The organism is Roseateles oligotrophus, assembly GCF_014204525.1.
In the GTDB taxonomy this organism is placed as follows: domain Bacteria; phylum Pseudomonadota; class Gammaproteobacteria; order Burkholderiales; family Burkholderiaceae_C; genus Paucibacter_A; species Paucibacter_A oligotrophus_A.
Map to the genome: position 1 here is coordinate 482641 of NZ_JACHLP010000004.1, position 16597 is coordinate 499237.

The following is a 16597-nucleotide window of genomic DNA, read 5'->3' on the forward strand; positions in this document are numbered from 1 at the left end:
GAGCCGGTTCTGCGGTCTCTGCTGGGTGAAAGCAAACTCATTCCGTGATGTCGAAGATCCATCTGCGTCCCAGCATGCTGTCCGACCTGGACTATGTGGTTTCGGTCGAGCAGGACGGCGCCAACCGCCCCTTCATCACGCCCTGGGAGCGGGTGCAGCACGAGGGCGCGCTGCGCTTCCCGGACTCGCGCCACTTCATCATCGAGGCCGGGCCGGCGCTGGAGCGCGCCGGCTTTGTGATCTTCCAGGGCTGCCGCAACCCGCATGGCTCGGTGGAGCTCAAGCGCATCGTGCTGGCCCGCCAGGGCCAGGGCCTGGGCCTGGGCCGCGAGGCCTTGCGCCTGCTGAAGAAAATGGCCTTCACCCAGCTGCATGCCCACCGCTTCTGGCTGGATGTGAAGGCGCTCAATGTGCGCGCGCTCAAGCTCTACGAGAGCGAGGGCTTTGTCACCGAGGGCCGTTTGCGTGAGAGCGTGCGCATCACGGCCGAGGGCGCGGACGGTTACGACAGCCTGATCGTCATGTCCATGCTGGACCGCGAATACCAGGCCCGTGTGGCCCTGGGCGAGGAACAACAGCCATGATCGCCCGTGCCCTGTGCTTGGCCGCCTTGAGCTGGGCCGCTGCGGCCCACGCCGAGCTATGGGGTTATGTGGACGCGCAAGGCGTGGCCCATCTGGCCGGCAAGCCCTTGTCGGGGCAGTACAGCCTGGTCCTGGCCGGCAAGCAGGACAAGTCCGCGGAGCCAGGCCGCGTACCCGGCAAGACCGACGGCAGCCTGGGCCTGCTGACCTGGCTGGAGATCGCGCCCGAGGTCAAGGCGGTGCAGCCTTTTCTGCGCGAGGCGGCCCAGGCGCACGGCGTGGACATGGAGCTGCTCAAGGCCATCATCGCGGTGGAGTCGGGCTTCAAACGCGATGCCGTCTCGCCGCGCGGCGCCCTCGGCCTGATGCAGATCACCACGGTGGCGGGCGAGCGCTATGCCGGCATCGCCGCGCCCGAGCTGGCGCAGCGTCTGCTGGACCCGCGCACCAATGTGCTGACCGGGGCCCGCATGCTGGCCGATTTGATGCAACGCTTTGGCCGCATCGACGCGGCCCTGGCGGCCTGGAATGCCGGCGAGGGCGCGGTGCGCCGTGCCGGCGGGCGCATGCCGCCGATTCTCGAAACCCAGGCCCATGTCCATCTGGTGCTGGAGCTGTATTGGGCGCTCTTGCAGAAACGCCTGCCCGCCCAGGCCCAGCATCTGAAGATTCACTCCTCTCAACCATGAACCAGACTCCCATCGATTTCGATTCGCCGGATCAGCCGGCCCAGCCTCCCGTTCCACCCACTTCGCCCACCCCCGCTTTCGACGAGCCCGGCGACGCCCTGAGCCTGGGCGATTACGCCGAGCGTGCTTACCTCGAATATGCGCTGAGCGTGGTCAAGGGCCGGGCCCTGCCCGATGTCTGCGATGGCCAGAAGCCGGTGCAGCGCCGCATCCTCTACTCGATGGAGCGCATGGGCCTGAGCTTCAGCGGTGCCACCGGGGCCAAGCCGGTCAAGGGCGCGCGCGTGGTGGGCGATGTGCTGGGCCGTTTTCACCCGCATGGCGATCAGTCGGTCTACGACGCCCTGGTGCGCATGGCGCAAGACTTCTCGCAGCGCTACCCGCTGATCGACGGTCAGGGCAATTTCGGCAGCCGCGACGGCGACGGCGCCGCCGCCATGCGTTACACCGAGGCCCGCTTGGCCCCGATCTCGCGCCTGCTGCTGGACGAGATCGACGAAGGCACGGTGGACTTCGTGCCCAATTACGACGGCTCCACCCAGGAGCCGCGCCAGCTGCCGGCCCGCCTGCCCTTTGTGCTGCTGAACGGCGCCAGCGGCATTGCGGTCGGCATGGCTACCGAGGTGCCCAGCCACAATCTGCGCGAGGTGGCCAGCGCCGCCGTGGCCTTGCTGAAGAATGAGAAGCTGACGGACGATGAGCTCTTCACCCTGCTGCCCGGCCCGGACTACCCCGGCGGCGGCCAGCTGATCAGCTCGGCCGACGATATCCGCTCGGCCTACCAGTCAGGCCGCGGCAGCATGAAGCTGCGCGCGCGCTGGAAGATCGAGGATCTGGCCCGCGGCCAGTGGCAGCTGGTGGTAACCGAGCTGCCCCACGGCACCAGCTCGCAAAAAGTGTTGGAGGAGGTGGAGGAGCTCACCAACCCCAAGGTCAAGACCGGCAAGAAAACGCTCAGCCAGGAGCAGTTGCAACTCAAGGCCAGCCTGCTGGCCGTGCTGGACTGCGTGCGCGACGAGTCCAGCAAGGAGGCGGCCGTGCGCCTGGTCTTCGAGCCCAAGAGCCGCACGGTGGAGCAGCAAGACCTGATCACCACGCTCTTGGCCCACACCAGCCTGGAGACCTCGGCCTCCATCAATCTGACCATGATTGGCGCCGACGGCCGGCCCACGCAGAAGAGCTTGCGCCAGATGCTGGCCGAGTGGCTGGGCTTCCGCCAGGCCACCGTGCTGCGCCGCACCGAGCACCGCTTGAAGAAGGTGCTGGACCGCATCCATGTGCTGGAAGGCCGGCAGCTGGTGCTGCTGAATATCGACGAGGTCATCCGCATCATCCGCAATGCCGACGAGCCCAAGCCGGCGCTGATCGAGCGCTTCCGCCTGAGCGATCGACAGGCCGAGGACATTCTCGAAATCCGCCTGCGCCAGTTGGCGCGGCTGGAGGCGATCAAGATCGAGCAGGAGCTGAAGTCGCTGCGCGAAGAGCAGATCAAGCTGCAAGACATCGTCGCCAACCCCGGCGTCCTGAAGCGCACCCTGGTCAAGGAAATCGAGCTTGACGCCAAGCAGTACGGCGACGAGCGCCGCACCCTGATTCAGGCCGAGAAAAAGGCCACGGCCGAGGTCCGCATCGTCGATGAACCCGTCACCGTGGTGGTGAGCCTGAAGGGCTGGGTGCGCGCGCTCAAGGGCCACGAGGTGGACCCGGCGGCCCTGGCCTTCAAATCGGGCGACCAGCTCTACGGCACCTTCCCATGCCGCAGCGTGGACCCGCTGATCGTCTTCGGCAGCAATGGCCGGGTCTACTCGGTGCCGGTCTCGGTGCTGCCGGGTGGGCGGGGCGATGGCCAGCCCATCACCACCTTGATCGAGCTGGAATCGGGCACGCAGATTGCACATTACCTGGCCGGTGCCAGCGGCCAGCGCCTGGTGCTGGCGGGCACGGGCGGTTTTGGCCTGATCGCGGCCCTGGGTGATCTGGTCGGCCGCCAGAAGGCCGGCAAGACCTTCCTCAGCCTGGAAGGCGATGAGAAGCTGCTGCCGCCGGCCCTGGTGCCCACGGGCGAGGTGCTGGGCGTGCAACTGGCCTGCTTGTCGCTGCAAGGCCGCTTGCTGACCTATGCGCTGGATGAGTTGAAGCACCAGCCCAAGGGCGGCCGCGGCCTGACCCTGATGGATCTGGAGCCCAAGGACGCCTTGCTGAGCGTGGCTGCCTTCAGCCAAAGCCTGCTGGTCGTGGGCCTGGGCCGCGGTGCCAAGCCCAAGGAGGAGGTGCTGAAGGGCGTCGGATTGGCCAGTTATGCCGGCAAGCGCGCCCGCAAGGGCAAGGCGGTGGAGGCCTTCCAGAAGGTCTTGCGGGTGCTTACCAGCGCTTGAAGGGGTGGGCGGCCAGCTGTGAGTTGAAGTAGCGGGCGTCCTGGCTGACCTCTGCGCCCAGCCAGGCCGGGCGCTCAAAACCCTGCTCGGCGTGCCCCAACTCGATCTCGGCCACCACCAGGCCGGCGTTATCGCCCAGGAATTCGTCCACCTCCCAGAGCATGCCGGCATGTGCAATCTCGCGGCGTATCTTCTCGACCCGCGGGCCCTCGCACAGGGCCAGCAATTGCTTGGCATCTTCCAGCGGCAGGGGGTATTCAAACTCGGCCCGGGCCAGGCCTTCGTTCCGGCCCTTGATGGTCAACCAGGCGGACTCGCCCTTGATGCGCACCCGCACCGTGCGGGCCGGGTCGCGGTTCAGATAGCCCTGGCTGATGAACTCGCCCGGGCCGCCGTCCTTCCAGGCCTCACCCAGCACCAGGAATTTGCGCTCGATCTCCAGGCCCATGGCTTCAGACCCTGGCCATGGCGCGCGCGCATTCGCTGACCAGGGCCGGGCCCTTGTAGATCAGGCCGGTGTAGATCTGCACCAGATCGGCGCCGGCCTGCAGCTTGGCGCGGGCGTCCTCGCCGCTCAGCACGCCGCCCACGCCGATGATGGGAAAGTTGGCGCCCAGGGCCGCGCGCAGCAGGCGTATGACCTGGTTGCTGGCCTCGAACACCGGCTTGCCGGACAGGCCGCCGGCTTCTTCCGCATGGGGCAGGCCCTTGACGGCCTCGCGCGAGATGGTGGTGTTGGTGGCGATCACGCCGTCGATGCCATTGGCCTGCAAGGTGTGGGCGATGACGCTGACCTGGGCCTCGTCCAGATCGGGGGCGATCTTGACGAACATAGGCACCTGGCGCGAGGCCTGGGTTTGCAGCTTGAGCTTGCGCTCCTGCAGGGCGCCCAGCAGGGCGTCCAGCGCCGCATCGCTTTGCAGGGCGCGCAGATTCTTGGTGTTAGGGCTGGAGATATTGACGGTGATGTAGTCCGCATGCGGGAACACGCCGTCCAGGCCCAGCAGATAGTCGTCCACCGCGTTTTCTATCGGGGTGGCGGCGTTCTTGCCGATATTCAGGCCCACCAGGCCGCCGGCGGCGCGGAAGGAGCGGGCGCGCTGCACATTGGCCAGAAAGCTGGCCAGCCCCTCGTTATTGAAGCCCAGGCGGTTGATCAAGGCCTGGGCCTCGGGCAGGCGGAACATGCGGGGCTTGTCATTGCCCGGCTGGCCCTTGGGCGTGACCGTGCCCACCTCGATGAAGCCAAAACCCATGGCGCCCAGGCCGTCGATGCAGCGGCCGTTCTTGTCCAGGCCGGCGGCCAGGCCGATGCGGTTGGGGAATTTGAGGCCGGCCAGGGTCAGGGGGTCCTGGATCCGGGGCTGGGACCACAGGCATTGCGCCGGCGTGTTCTGCAGCTTGGCGATCGAGGCCAGGGTCAGCTCGTGAGCATGCTCGGGATCGAGGCCGAACAGAAAGGGGCGGGTGAGGGCGTAGGGGATCAAAGACATAGCGGCGGATTGTCGCATTGGCCCGGATGAGGCCTGGGTAGCCGATTTGGCCCTTACCGATCCCAGGGCGCCACCTCCCCCATTTTCTCCAGCATGAAGTCGATCAAGGCGCGCAGCTTGGGGGCGGGGAAGCGGCTGGGCAGATAGACGGCGTAGAGGGTGTCGGCCTCGGCCAGGCCGCCGACCGGGCGCCAATCTGGCAGCAGGGCTTGCAGGCGGCCGGCGCGCAGGTCGGGGCCGATGGCGTAGGTGGGCAGGATGGCCAAGCCCATGCCGGCCAGGGCGGCCACGCGCAGGGACTCGCTGCTGTTGACGGTGAGGCCGCTCTCGAAACGCAGCGCGCCCTGCACGGCCACGCTTTGCTCGCCCTGCCGGGCGTGGGCAAAGGTCCAGCGTTCGGGGCTGTGCAGATAGCCGAAGCGCAGGCAGCGGTGGGCGGCCAGCTCGGCCACGGTCTCGGGCCGGCCCATGCGGGCCAGGTAGTCGGGGGCGGCGCACAAGACGTAGCGGATCTCGGCCAGGCGCCGCGCCACCAGGCCGGGCGCAGGCTGGCTGGTCAGGCGCAGCACCAGGTCGAAGCCCTCTTCGGCCAGGTCCACATAGCGGTCGTTCAGGCCCAGCACGACTTGCAGCTGCGGGTAGCGCTGGCAGAACTCGGCCAGCAGGGCGGTGAACTGCAGATTGCCGAAAGCGGTGGAGGTGCTGAGGCGCAGGAGGCCGCGCGGCTGGCTGCTTTGCCCGGCGCTCTCGGCCTCCAGCGCCTGGGCGGCCTCGATGACGCGCAGGCCCTGGGCATGGACGGCATGGCCTGCCGCACTGAGGCTGAGGCTGCGGGTGCTGCGATGCAGCAGGCGCAGGCCTAACTCGGATTCCAGGCGGCCGATCTGCTTGCTGACGGCGGATTTGCTCGTGCCCAGGGCCCGTGCGGCGGCGGAAAAGCTGCCGCTGTCCACCACCTTGGCGAGGCATTGCAGGTCTTCCAGACGGCCCATGGCGGCACTCCAGTCATTGTTCTTGAATTGGAAACATTGCTGTGATTGTGAGCTGGATTGTGCGCCGGGCCACCGATTTCTACAGTCGAACCCTGTTCATCACAGGAGCTTGCCATGCCTCACTCGTCACCCACTCTGGCGTTGCCATCGGTTCGTTTGCCCGCAAGGCCGCGGGGCCTGGCCGCCTGGGCCGGCCTGAGCCTGCCCCTGCTCTTCATCCTGCTGTGGAGCAGCGGCTATGTGGCGGGCAAGCTGGCCCTGCCGTTTGCCGGGCCCTACACCTTGCTGAGCCTGCGCTTCGGCCTGGCCGCCTTGTTCTTGCTGGGCCTGAGCGTGCTCAGCAAGGCGCCCTGGCCGCGCGGCCGGGCCTGGCTGCATCTGGCGGTGGTGGGCCTGCTGGTGCAGGGCCTGCATTTCATCGGCGTCTACCAGGCCTTGCGCCTGGGCCTGCCGGCCGGGGTGGCGGCGCTGGCCATAGGCTTGATGCCGTTGGCCACGGCCTTTGCCGCGCGCCTGTGGCTGGGCGAGCGCCTGGGGCCGCGCCAGGGCCTGGCCTTGCTGGGCGGTTTGGGCGGCGTCTTGCTGGTGGTGGCGGCCAAGCCCATGGCGGGCGCGGCGGGCTGGGCGGCCTATGGCGCGGCGCTGCTGGGTTTGCTGGGCCTGGTGCTGGGCAGCTTGTACCAAAAGCAGTTTTGCGCGAATACCGATTTGCGCAGCGGCAGCTGCGTGCAACTGGCCGTGGCCGCGCTGCTGGTGGCGGGCCTGGCGGGCGCGCAAGAGGGCTTTGCCATGCGCTGGCATTGGCAGCTAGGCGTCGCCACGCTATGGCTGGCCCTGGTCAATTCCATCGGCGCCTTCAGCCTGATGTTTGTGATGCTCAGGCGGGGTTCGGCGGGCGCGGTGGCGCGGCTGTTCTTCCTGATCCCGGGCGTGTCGGCCTTGCTGGGCTGGCTGCTGCTAGGCGAGCACCTGAGCGGCTTGGCCCTGATGGGCTTCGCGCTCTCTGGCTTGAGCGTGGCCTGGGCAGCGCGGCGTTGATAATGAAGGCAATCCCTCAAGACTGCCGGAGCCCTGCATGACGCCCTTGGACGATCTCCATCACGACCACGAAGTGGGCTCGCGCGACGAGACCCGTGACACCACTCGCACCGATGACACCCGCATCGGCGCGGTGCGCCCGCTGATCTCGCCCGCCCTGCTGCTGGACGAGTTGCCCCTGCCCAGCGCCTCGCTGGAGCTGGTGGAGCGGGCCCGCCGCGAGATCGGCGATGTGCTGCACGGCCGCGACGATCGCCTGCTGGTGGTGGTGGGGCCTTGCTCCATCCACGACCACGACCAGGCCATGGACTATGCCCGCCTGCTGAAGGCCGCCGAGGAGGAGTTGCGCCAGGATCTGCTGCTGGTGATGCGCGTCTATTTCGAGAAGCCGCGCACCACCGTGGGCTGGAAGGGGTATATCAACGACCCCCGCATCGACGGCAGCTTCCATATGAACGAGGGCCTGCGCCTGGCGCGCAAGCTCCTGCTGGATGTGACGGCCCTGGGCCTGCCGGCCGGCACCGAATTCCTGGACCTGCTGTCGCCGCAATACATCTCGGACCTGATCGCCTGGGGCGCCATCGGCGCGCGCACGACGGAGAGCCAGAGCCATCGCCAGCTGGCCTCGGGCCTGAGCTGCCCGGTCGGCTTCAAGAACGGCACCGATGGCGGCATCAAGGTGGCCAGCGATGCGGTGCTGGCGGCCCAGGCCAGCCATGCCTTCATGGGCATGACCAAGATGGGCGCTGCCGCCATCTTCGAGACCCGCGGCAATGACGACTGCCACATCATCTTGCGCGGCGGCAAGGCGCCCAATTACGACGCGGCCTCGGTGGAGGCGGCCTGTGCGGCCATGCGCGGGGCCGGCCTGCGCGAGCAGGTGATGATCGATTTCTCGCATGCCAACTCCAGCAAGAAGTTCGAGCGCCAGATCGAGGTGGGCCGCGATGTGGGTGCCCAGATCGCGGGTGGCGACGCCCGCATCACCGGCGTGATGATCGAGTCCCATCTGCAGCCGGGCCGCCAGGACCTGGCCGCGGGCCAGACCAAGGCCGATCTCAAGCCGGGTGTCTCCATCACCGACGCCTGCCTGGGTTGGGGCCAGACCGAGCCCTTGCTGCGCGAACTGGCCGCGGCCGTGCGGCAGCGCCGCGTCGCGGGGCGCTGAAAACACCGGGCGCCCACCACTGGCGCCCTGATTCAGGGCTTTGGCGACTTGGCGGCCGCTTTGGTCGCAAGGCGGTGGAGGGCAGGGGGCGTGCCACCTAGAGTGCGCCCATCGCCAACCAGCCCTCGAGGTGCCGCCATGAAGACTCTGCCGTCCTTTCCCCTTGCCCTGCTCCTGACCGCCGGCCTGCTGCTGGCCCAGAGCAGCCCTGCCGCCGATATGGAGCTGGAGGTCCAGGGCGTGAGCGAGGAGCAGGGCCAGCTCCTGGTCAGCGTCTTTGCCGAGGCCAAGGACTGGCTGCGCAAGCCGGTGCTGGTGTTCAAGGCCCAGGCGGCCGAGCGCAAGGACGGCAAGGTCTTGATCCAGCTGCGCGAGCTGCCCGAGGGCAATCTGGCCCTCAACGTCAGCCACGACGTCAACGGCAATGGCCGCCTGGACATGAATGCCATGGGCATGCCGACCGAGCCCTACGGCTTTTCCAATAATGCCGCCGGCATGTTCGGCCCGCCGGCCTTTGACAAGGCCCAGTTCAGCGTCAAGCCCGGTACGCGCATCGTCGTGCAACTCAACTGAGGGGGCGCATCATGGTCATGCAAAGACGTGAACTCCTCAAGGCCGGGCTGGCCGGCCTGGGCCTGAACAGCCTGCAAGAAGCCTGGGCCCTGGGCGCCCCGCTGTCGAATTCCTTCGGCAGCGCCCCCGAGCTGCTGCCTTTTCAGGGCCTGAACGGCCAGGACCTGGCGGCCCAGGATCTGCAGATCGAAGGCCGCCTACCCAGGCAGTTGCGCGGCGTCTACTACAAGAACGGGCCCGCCCTGATGGCGCGCGGCGGGCAGCGCTATCAGCATTGGTTTGACGGTGATGGCCTGGTGCAGGCCTGGCGTTTTGGCGATGGCCGTGCCAGCCACCAGGCCCGTTTTGTGCAAACGGCCAAGTTCAAGGCCGAGAGCGCGGCCGGACGCTTTCTGCTGCCCGCTTTTGGCACGGCGATCGAGCCGCGCATGCCGACGCGGGGTTCGGACGGCATGAATGTCGCCAATACCAGCGTGCTGCTGCAGCAGGACAAGCTTTACGCCCTGTGGGAGGGCGGCAGCGCCCACGAACTGGATCCGCTAACGCTGAGTACCCGCGGGCTCAAGACCTGGGCGCCGGACTTGGCCGGCATGCCTTTTTCGGCCCACCCCAAGGTGGAGGCGGACGGTACGGTGTGGAACTTCGGCACCATGGCCGGGCGCATGGCGCTCTACCAGATCTCGGCCCGGGGTCAGGTCTTGCGCAGCGAGGTCTTTGCCGTGCCAGCCTCGACGGCTTTTGTGCACGACTTCGTGGTCTCGCAAAACTATCTGGTGTTCCTGCTGCCGCCCCTGCATCTGGATGTCGAGACCTTGCGCGCCGGTGCCAGCATGGCCGGGGCCTTGCGCTGGCAGGCGGCGGAGTCGTGCAAGGTCTTGGTGGTTGCCAAGGCCGACTTCAGCCACCGCCGCATTCTGGAGATTCCGGCCTGCATGGTGTTCCACTTCGGCAATGCCTGGGACGATGGCCAGACCCTGCAACTGGACTATGTGCAGTCGCGCGAGATGCCCTTGCTGACAGAGGATTTCAAGCAGCTGATGCAGGGCGAGCGGCCGCTCAGCAAGCAGGCCTCAAGCCCCCGTTTCATGAAGATAGATCTGGCCAGCGGCCGGGTCGAGCTGCAGTCGCGTGACGAGGAGGTGGAGTTCCCGGTGGTGGACCCGCGGGTGGTGGCGCAGCGCTACCGCCATGTCTACTACCCCACGGCGCTGGAGACCGGTGCGCGCTGGGGCTTCAACGGCCTGCTGCATCTGGACCTGCAGAGCGGCCGCCGCCAGCGCTACTGCTTTGGCAATGAGGTGGTGGTGGAAGAGCATGTGCTGGTGCCCAAGCCCGGCAGCGGCCGGGAAGGCGAGGGCTGGTTGCTGGGGCTTTGCTATGACAGCCGGCGCCAGCGCAGCTTTGCCAGCGTGTTTGATGCCCAAGCCCTGGATGCGGGCCCGCTGGCCAAGGTCTGGCTGCCCTATTGGGTGACTTACGGCTTCCACGGCAAGTTCTACGCGGCGGGATAATGCGCGGCATTTCATCCCTCTCCAGCATCAGCCATGACTCAAGACGAACTCAAGACCCTGGTGGGCCAAGCCGCCCTGCAATACGTACAGCCCGGCAGCATCATCGGTGTCGGCACCGGCTCCACGGTGGACAAATTTATCGACGCCCTGGCCGCCAGCGGCCTGCAGATCAAGGGCGCGGTCAGCAGCTCGCTGCGCTCCACCGAGCGCATGCAGGCGCTGGGCATCCCGGTGTTCGAGGCCAGCGAGGTGCAGTCCCTGGGCGTCTACATCGACGGCGCCGACGAGATCGACCATGCCGGCCACATGATCAAGGGCGGCGGCGCGGCGCTGACGCGCGAGAAGATCGTCGCCGACCTGGCCGAGCAATTCGTCTGCATCGCCGACGAGTCCAAGCTGGTCAAGGTGCTGGGCCAGTTCCCGCTGCCGGTGGAGGTAATCCCCATGGCCGCGGCCCAGATCGCCCGCCGCTTTGCAGCCCTGGGCGCGCAAGCAAGCCTGCGCGCCGGCGTGGTGACCGATAACGGCGGCCACATCCTCGATGTGCGCGGCTTGGCAGTCACCGACCCGCAAGCCTTCGAGGCCGATGTGAACCAGTGGCCCGGCGTGGTCACCGTGGGCGTGTTTGCCCGCAACCGTGCCTCGGTCTGCCTGCTGGGCACGGCCGAGGGCGTCAAGACCCTGGCCTTCTGATCAGGCCAGCCTGAACACCGCGATGGCCGAGGCCAGGCGACCGGACTGGTCGCGCAGGCTCTCGGCCGCGGCGGCCGATTCTTCCACCAGGGCGGCGTTCTGCTGGGTCATCTGATCCAGCTGGCCGACGGCCTTGTTGACCTGGTGGATGCCCTCGCTCTGCTCGCGCGAGGCGGCGCTGATCTCGGCGATGATGTCCGAGACCCGCTGCACGCTGGCGACGATATCGCTCATCGTGCTGCCGGCGTCCTGCACCAGCTGGGTGCCGGACTCGACCCGCTCGGCGCTGGCGCCTATCAAGGTCTTGATCTCCTTGGCGGCCTCGGCCGAGCGCTGGGCCAGGCTGCGCACCTCGGAGGCCACGACCGCAAAGCCACGCCCCTGCTCGCCCGCCCGGGCCGCTTCGACGGCGGCATTGAGGGCCAGGATATTGGTCTGGAAGGCGATGCCATCGATGGTGCCGATGATGTCGGTGATGCGGCGTGAGCTGGCGCTGATGTCCTCCATGGTGCTGACCACCTGGGCCACCACCGTGCCGCCGCGGCGTGCCACCTCGGCGGCCGAGTTGGCCAGCTGATTGGCGGTGACGGCCGACTCGGCCGTCTGGCGCACGGTGCCGGTCAGCTGGGCCATGGAGGCCGCCGCCTCTTGCAGATTGGAGGCCGTCTGCTCGGTGCGGGCCGAGAGGTCGTGGTTGCCGGTGGCGATCTCGGCGCTGGCCGTGCTGATGCTGTCGGTGGAGCTGCGCACCTCGCCGATCAGGCGGATCAGGGACTCCTGCATCACCTTCTGCGCCTGCTGCAGCTGGCCGGTCTCGTCGGCCGAGTTCACCACGATCTGGCGGCTGAGGTCGAAGCCGGCGATGGCATCGGCCGAGGCGGCTGCCTGGCTCAGCGGCCGCACGATGGAGCGGGTCAGGCGCAGGGCCAGGGCCGCTCCGGCGGCCAGGGCGCAGGCGGCGAAGACCAGCAAGGCGATGCGGGCCCGGCTATTGGTCTGGGCGACGCGCTGGGCGGCGGCGTCCAGCTCGTCGCGCTGCTCCTGCACGATCTGCTTGATGGTGTCCTGGAACTGGCCGGCCGCCGGCAGGTATTGCTGGTTGAAGATCTCGCTGGCGCGCTGGCCGTCCTCGCTTTTCTTGGCCTGGGTCATGGCATCGCGCGCGGCCAGATAGGCCTGCCGGCCCTGGCTCAGCTGCTCGAACATCTGCCGCTCATGGGGCGTCGTCAGCAAGGCGTCCAGGCGCTTTTGCAGTTCGCCGGACTGGCGGGTGGATTCGGCCGCAGAGGCGCTGAAGTAATCGGCCAGTTCCTTGTCCTTGCTGACCGCGATGGCGGTGGACCGGTAGATGCCGCCGACGATATTGCGCTGCCAGTCGCTGGCCAGGCGCTCGGAGAGCAGGGTCTCGCCATACATGCTGGCGGTCTCATCCGCCACTTTCTGCAGGGACCAGAAACCCATGGCCGAGCCGGCCAGGGCAATCAAGAGCACGAGGGAGAAGGAGAAATTCAAACGACGACCGATTGAGCGGCCGGACAGTTGGGAAGCAGGCATGCAAACTTTCTTCGGAAAACATCGGGGAGGACAGAGGTTTACATCGACGTTTTCGGGCGATTGCTGAGTCGCCAGGGGCGCAGTGCGCACGCTCGCGCCGGGAGTCGCCCAAAATTTGCCCCAAGAAGCAAGGGCCCCGCAGGGCCCTTGCATTCGTGCTTGCAGAAACTGCCTATCAGTTGACGCCCACCGCAGACCAGGCCGCCGCGACCTGGGCCGAGTAGTCGCTGCCCAGGGTGGCGGTCAGCTCGGCGGCGGCGGCCAGGGTGGCTGCACGGGCGCCGGCGTAGTTGGTGGCCGAGGTCATCTTGGTGGTCAGCGCGCGGTACCAGATCTTGGCCGCGGCCGTGCGGCCGATGCCGCTCAGGCTGGCATTGCCGGTGGCCACGCGGGTATTGCCGGCCACGCAGGTGGGGCTGGCGCCCAGCGGGCTGTTCGTGCCTTCGGCCAGGATGAAGAAGAGGTGGTTGGCCACGCCCGAGCTGTAGTGCACATCCAGATTGCCCACGCCGGCATACCAGCAGTCAGCCGAGGCGCCGTCGGCGCTGGGCTTGATCATGCTGCGCATAAAGCTGCGGCCGATCATGATCTTCTCGCCGATCAGATAGTCGCCGCTGTCGTTGGCATTGGCGGCGTAGAACTCGACCATGGTGCCGAAGATGTCGGAGGTGGCTTCGTTCAAGCCGCCGGACTCGCCCGAGTAGGTCAGATTGGCCGTGCGGCTGGTCACGCCATGGGTCATCTCGTGGCCGGCCACGTCCAGCGAGACCAGGGGGCGCAGGGACGTGCCGTCGCCATCGCCATAAGTCATGCAGAAGCAGCTGTCCGACCAATAGGCGTTGTTGTAGTTGCGGCTGTAGTGCACGCGGTTGTAGGCGCCCTTGCCGTCGTTGGCGATGCCCATGCGGCCATGCACATTCTTGTAGTAATCCCAGGTCACAGCGGTGCCGAACTGGGCGTCGGTGGCGGCGCTGGTGCTGTCGCTGGTGGCGTTATTGCCCCAGCTGTTATCGCTGTCTTTCAGGATGCTGCCGCCGCTGGTCCGGTTGGCCATATTGATGGTGTAGGTGTTGCCGCGGCTGGGGTCGCGCAACTCGTAGCCACCGCTGACGCTATTGGTGGTCAGCAGCACATTGCCGCTGTACAGGGTCTTGCCCGTGCCGTTGGCGGCCGCGGTGTGGATATCGTCCCAGGCTTCCAGCACGCGGCCGTTTTGCGCGTCCACGATGATGTGCATTTCCGAGGGCGTGCCATCGGCCTTGGTCTGGAAGCTGCGCACATCCCAGGCCAGGGCGGGCAGATCGCCGCGGGCGTAAATCATCAGCTCGGGCTGCTTGCTGAGCAGCTCACCGCCGTGTTGTTGCAGGGCGATCCGATTGGCTTCGGCCGCGCGCAGCTTGGGGCTGGTGTCGATCTGGAGTTGGCGGTTGAGCGTTTGGCGGAGCGACTGCAAAGCGCCTTGACGGCCGGAGTGCACGATCAGATCGCCGCCCAGCACCTTGAGGCCTTTGTAGCGGCGGTCAAAACGGGCGTGCTCGGCGCCGTCCTCGTCGACCACCAGGTCGCGGGCTTCAAAGCTGTGGTCGGCATCGCTGAGGCTGCGGCCACGGAAGGATTCGATATGGCCTTGGGCCTTGCTGAAGGCACTGGCCCGCTGGGCTTGGCTGTGTTCCTGTACCTGGGCTTGCGCGCCCAGGCTGAGGGCCGCGAGGCCGGTGGCGATGGACAGCGCCAGGCTGGCTTGGCGGAAGGTGTTGCGGGACATGGACCGTGTTGTCATTCGAGAATCTCCGGGTTTCGGGGGTTGGCTCGCCAACGGTCAACCCCCGGAGTAGAGGGGCCGCCTTGGCGAGGACTCGAATGTCCGCTGCTCGCACAAATTTCAGCATCCAGTGTTTCCCTGATTCACATCAAAGCAACGCCCATCCTGTAAGAGTTGACAGGTCGGCGGCTCATTCGCGCAGGAGAAAACGGGCCGGGTCGATGGCGTCCAGCAAGCTGGCTTCCAGCGGCATCGGGGTGCCGCTGATTTGCGCCGCCAGCACCTGGGCGCACAGCGCCGCCCAGGCAATGCCGCGCGAGCCCATGGCCGTGCACAAGGCCAGGCCGGGCCGACGGGGAATGAAGCGGGCCTGGTCCTGGCGGCCGCCATAGCCCGGCTGGGGCAGGCCGCCGACCAGGGGCAGGCGGTCCGGTGTGGCCAGGCGCCAGCCGACGCGGCCGCCCTGGATCGTGGCCCTGCTGTCGGCCTGTCCGCTCAGGCTCAGCCACTGGCCCAGATTGCGCTGATGATCGGCGTCACGCAGGCGGGGCTCGGTGTCGTCCAATTGGCTGGTGGCGCCGCACCACAGGCCTTGTGCGCGGTCCGCAATGGCATAACCCAGGCCGGCCACGGGCAGTTTGGGGCGTGGCTCGGCCGGGCTCAGGTGGCTGAGCTGGCCGCGCATCACCGACAGGCGCCTGGCCAGGCCCGGGTCCAGCTGGGCGAGCAAGACCTGAGCCTCATGCCCGCCGGCCAGCACCAGCAAGTCGGTCTCGGCGATCAGCCGACCGGCCTCGTCCCACAGCCGCCAGCGGCTTCCCAGCGAGTCGATGCGCGCGACCCGGCAGTTGAAGCGGGTGTCGACCGCCGGCCCGGCGGCATCGAGCAAGGCCTGGGCATAGGCCGGTGGCGGCAGGGCGCCGCCGGCGGGGTAGAACCAGGCCGGGCCGGGCAGGGCCAGGCCGGACAGGGCGGCGGCCTCGGCCTGGCTCAGGGCCTGCACATAGTCGGGCGGCAGGCCCAGGCGCTGCAGCAAGGCCTGCATCTGGGCCAGGTCGCGCGCTTGCTCCAGGCGCAGCAGGCCTTGCTGCCGCCAGGGCAGGGGCGGCAGGTCGCGCAAGGCCTGGGCGGTGGCCAGGGCGGCCGCGCGATTGAAGCGGGCGTGCAGACCGTCGTCCGGGTTGAGCGTGCCGTGGTAGAGCCCGCCGGGATTGCCCGAGGCCGCCTGGGCCGGGCCGGGGCGGGCATCGATCAGGGTGCTCTTGATGCCTTGCGCCGCCAGGGCCCAGGCGCAGGCGGCACCGGCCAGGCCGGCACCCAGGATCAGGGCATGCTGGGCCTGGGGCGCAAGCGCCTCGCGGCCGGCGGGCTTCTGGGCCTGGTGGCGCGGCTCGTAACGGGCCACGCACATGCCACCCTTGTTGGCAAAGCCGCGCTGTCTTTCCTGGCTGAAGCCGGCGGCCATCAGCCCCTCGCGCAGCTGCGGCGCCACGCTCCAGCTGGCGGCCGTGGCGCCCGGGGCGGCGCGCCGGGCCAGGGCCTTGAGCAGATGCTTGTCCCACATCTCGGCATTGCTGGCGGGCCTGAACCCGTCCAGATAAAAAGCGTCGACCTCGGCCACCAGCTCGCGCATCCACAGATGCACATCGCCCAGGCCCAGCAGCAGCTGCACCCGCCCGCCCTCGAAGCCGAGGCGGTGCAGATTGGGCGTTAGCGGCGGCCAGGCCTCGTGCAATTGCTGGGCCAGACCGGCCAGCTCGGGTGGCCGCTGGACCCGAGCCAGATCGTCCTTGCGCAGCGGGTGTTTTTCGATGCTGATGAAGACCAGGGTCTGGCAACGCTGCGGGTCTTGCCGCCAGGCCTGCCAGGTGGCCAGGAAGTTATTGCCCAGGCCAAAGCCGGTTTCCAGGATGACGAAGCGCGGCTTTTTTGCCCAGCGCCCGGGCAGGCTATTGCCGGCCAGAAAGACATGACGGGCCTGCTCCAGCGCCCCGGCGTGGCTGTGATAGACGTCTTGAAAGGCCGGCGCGCTGGGGGCGGCGGGGTCGGTGAAGTCGATCTCGGCAGGGGTGATGGGCTGGGTTTTCATGGCGGGCATCGTAGAAGCTCGGGCCGTGCAGAAAAAAAGCCCAGACCGGGAGGGCTGGGCTTTGGGCCATATTTGT

At 67.8% G+C, this 16597-nt stretch carries 14 protein-coding genes; 8 read left to right on the forward strand and 6 right to left on the reverse strand.

Annotation, left to right across the window (positions count from 1 at the left end):
- Positions 1–47: 47 nt before the first annotated feature.
- Genes HNP55_RS12360 through parC form a run of 3 tightly spaced genes read left to right on the forward strand, consistent with a single transcriptional unit; the run spans position 48 to position 3648 of the window.
- Complete coding sequence (locus tag HNP55_RS12360) at positions 48–584, forward strand: GNAT family N-acetyltransferase (protein ID WP_184299653.1); 537 nt, start codon at positions 48–50, stop codon at positions 582–584.
- Complete coding sequence (locus HNP55_RS12365; RefSeq protein ID WP_184299655.1) at positions 581–1273, forward strand: lytic transglycosylase domain-containing protein; 693 nt, start codon at positions 581–583, stop codon at positions 1271–1273. Before HNP55_RS12360 ends, HNP55_RS12365 begins: the two co-directional genes overlap by 4 nt.
- Positions 1270–3648: a DNA topoisomerase IV subunit A gene (gene parC, locus HNP55_RS12370; protein ID WP_184299657.1), complete on the forward strand. Its 2379-nt coding sequence runs from the start codon at positions 1270–1272 to the stop codon at positions 3646–3648. Before HNP55_RS12365 ends, parC begins: the two co-directional genes overlap by 4 nt.
- Here the strand turns inward: parC and HNP55_RS12375 are convergent.
- Genes HNP55_RS12375 through HNP55_RS12385 form a run of 3 tightly spaced genes read right to left on the reverse strand, consistent with a single transcriptional unit; the run spans position 3635 to position 6133 of the window.
- On the reverse strand, positions 3635–4096 hold the full coding sequence (locus HNP55_RS12375; protein WP_184299659.1) for a CYTH domain-containing protein: 462 nt from the start codon (positions 4094–4096) through the stop codon (positions 3635–3637). The two genes, parC and HNP55_RS12375, sit on opposite strands and share 14 nt — an antisense overlap.
- Before the next feature lie 4 nt (positions 4097–4100).
- Complete coding sequence (locus HNP55_RS12380; protein WP_184299661.1) at positions 4101–5141, reverse strand: quinone-dependent dihydroorotate dehydrogenase; 1041 nt, start codon at positions 5139–5141, stop codon at positions 4101–4103.
- A 53-nt stretch (positions 5142–5194) separates the two neighbouring features.
- A complete protein-coding gene (locus tag HNP55_RS12385) occupies positions 5195–6133 on the reverse strand; it encodes a LysR family transcriptional regulator (protein WP_221439557.1) in 939 nt (312 codons plus the stop codon).
- Between the two features lie 114 nt (positions 6134–6247).
- Here HNP55_RS12385 and HNP55_RS12390 point away from each other — a divergent pair, with 114 nt between their 5' ends.
- The 5 genes from HNP55_RS12390 to rpiA all read left to right on the forward strand — a co-directional run bounded on the left by HNP55_RS12390 (position 6248) and on the right by rpiA (position 11116).
- Positions 6248–7171 carry a DMT family transporter gene (locus tag HNP55_RS12390; protein WP_184299662.1) on the forward strand — a complete coding sequence of 308 codons (924 nt, stop codon included), beginning with the start codon at positions 6248–6250 and terminating at the stop codon, positions 7169–7171.
- Positions 7172–7208: 37 nt separating this feature from the next.
- Positions 7209–8339 carry a 3-deoxy-7-phosphoheptulonate synthase gene (locus HNP55_RS12395; protein WP_184299664.1) on the forward strand — a complete coding sequence of 377 codons (1131 nt, stop codon included), beginning with the start codon at positions 7209–7211 and terminating at the stop codon, positions 8337–8339.
- A gap of 138 nt (positions 8340–8477) precedes the next feature.
- Complete coding sequence (locus HNP55_RS12400; protein ID WP_184299666.1) at positions 8478–8912, forward strand: DUF2141 domain-containing protein; 435 nt, start codon at positions 8478–8480, stop codon at positions 8910–8912.
- Between the two features lie 11 nt (positions 8913–8923).
- Positions 8924–10423, forward strand: coding sequence for a carotenoid oxygenase family protein (locus HNP55_RS12405; protein ID WP_184299668.1), 1500 nt, complete (start codon positions 8924–8926; stop codon positions 10421–10423).
- A gap of 33 nt (positions 10424–10456) precedes the next feature.
- Positions 10457–11116 carry a ribose-5-phosphate isomerase RpiA gene (rpiA, locus tag HNP55_RS12410; protein ID WP_184299670.1) on the forward strand — a complete coding sequence of 220 codons (660 nt, stop codon included), beginning with the start codon at positions 10457–10459 and terminating at the stop codon, positions 11114–11116.
- On the opposite strand, the gene HNP55_RS12415 is transcribed toward rpiA, so the two are convergent.
- The 3 genes from HNP55_RS12415 to mnmC all read right to left on the reverse strand — a co-directional run bounded on the left by HNP55_RS12415 (position 11117) and on the right by mnmC (position 16521).
- Complete coding sequence (locus tag HNP55_RS12415) at positions 11117–12670, reverse strand: methyl-accepting chemotaxis protein (RefSeq protein ID WP_184299672.1); 1554 nt, start codon at positions 12668–12670, stop codon at positions 11117–11119. It lies immediately after the preceding gene.
- A gap of 175 nt (positions 12671–12845) precedes the next feature.
- Positions 12846–14435: a M4 family metallopeptidase gene (locus HNP55_RS12420; RefSeq protein ID WP_184299674.1), complete on the reverse strand. Its 1590-nt coding sequence runs from the start codon at positions 14433–14435 to the stop codon at positions 12846–12848.
- Positions 14436–14622: 187 nt separating this feature from the next.
- Positions 14623–16521, reverse strand: a complete 1899-nt coding sequence (mnmC, locus tag HNP55_RS12425) for an FAD-dependent 5-carboxymethylaminomethyl-2-thiouridine(34) oxidoreductase MnmC (RefSeq protein ID WP_184299676.1) — start codon at positions 16519–16521, stop codon at positions 14623–14625.
- Positions 16522–16597: the final 76 nt, after the last annotated feature.

Excerpts from the sequence above, each read along its gene's own strand:
- HNP55_RS12360 (WP_184299653.1), top strand. The coding sequence starts at position 48 with ATGTCGAAGATCCATCTGCGTCCCAGCATGCTGTCCGACCTGGACTAT.
- HNP55_RS12365 (WP_184299655.1), top strand. The coding sequence starts at position 581 with ATGATCGCCCGTGCCCTGTGCTTGGCCGCCTTGAGCTGGGCCGCTGCG.
- parC (WP_184299657.1), top strand. The coding sequence starts at position 1,270 with ATGAACCAGACTCCCATCGATTTCGATTCGCCGGATCAGCCGGCCCAG.
- HNP55_RS12375 (WP_184299659.1), bottom strand. The coding sequence starts at position 4,096 with ATGGGCCTGGAGATCGAGCGCAAATTCCTGGTGCTGGGTGAGGCCTGG.
- HNP55_RS12380 (WP_184299661.1), bottom strand. The coding sequence starts at position 5,141 with ATGTCTTTGATCCCCTACGCCCTCACCCGCCCCTTTCTGTTCGGCCTC.
- HNP55_RS12385 (WP_221439557.1), bottom strand. The coding sequence starts at position 6,133 with ATGGGCCGTCTGGAAGACCTGCAATGCCTCGCCAAGGTGGTGGACAGC.
- HNP55_RS12390 (WP_184299662.1), top strand. The coding sequence starts at position 6,248 with ATGCCTCACTCGTCACCCACTCTGGCGTTGCCATCGGTTCGTTTGCCC.
- HNP55_RS12395 (WP_184299664.1), top strand. The coding sequence starts at position 7,209 with ATGACGCCCTTGGACGATCTCCATCACGACCACGAAGTGGGCTCGCGC.
- HNP55_RS12400 (WP_184299666.1), top strand. The coding sequence starts at position 8,478 with ATGAAGACTCTGCCGTCCTTTCCCCTTGCCCTGCTCCTGACCGCCGGC.
- HNP55_RS12405 (WP_184299668.1), top strand. The coding sequence starts at position 8,924 with ATGGTCATGCAAAGACGTGAACTCCTCAAGGCCGGGCTGGCCGGCCTG.
- rpiA (WP_184299670.1), top strand. The coding sequence starts at position 10,457 with ATGACTCAAGACGAACTCAAGACCCTGGTGGGCCAAGCCGCCCTGCAA.
- HNP55_RS12415 (WP_184299672.1), bottom strand. The coding sequence starts at position 12,670 with ATGCCTGCTTCCCAACTGTCCGGCCGCTCAATCGGTCGTCGTTTGAAT.
- HNP55_RS12420 (WP_184299674.1), bottom strand. The coding sequence starts at position 14,435 with ATGTCCCGCAACACCTTCCGCCAAGCCAGCCTGGCGCTGTCCATCGCC.
- mnmC (WP_184299676.1), bottom strand. The coding sequence starts at position 16,521 with ATGAAAACCCAGCCCATCACCCCTGCCGAGATCGACTTCACCGACCCC.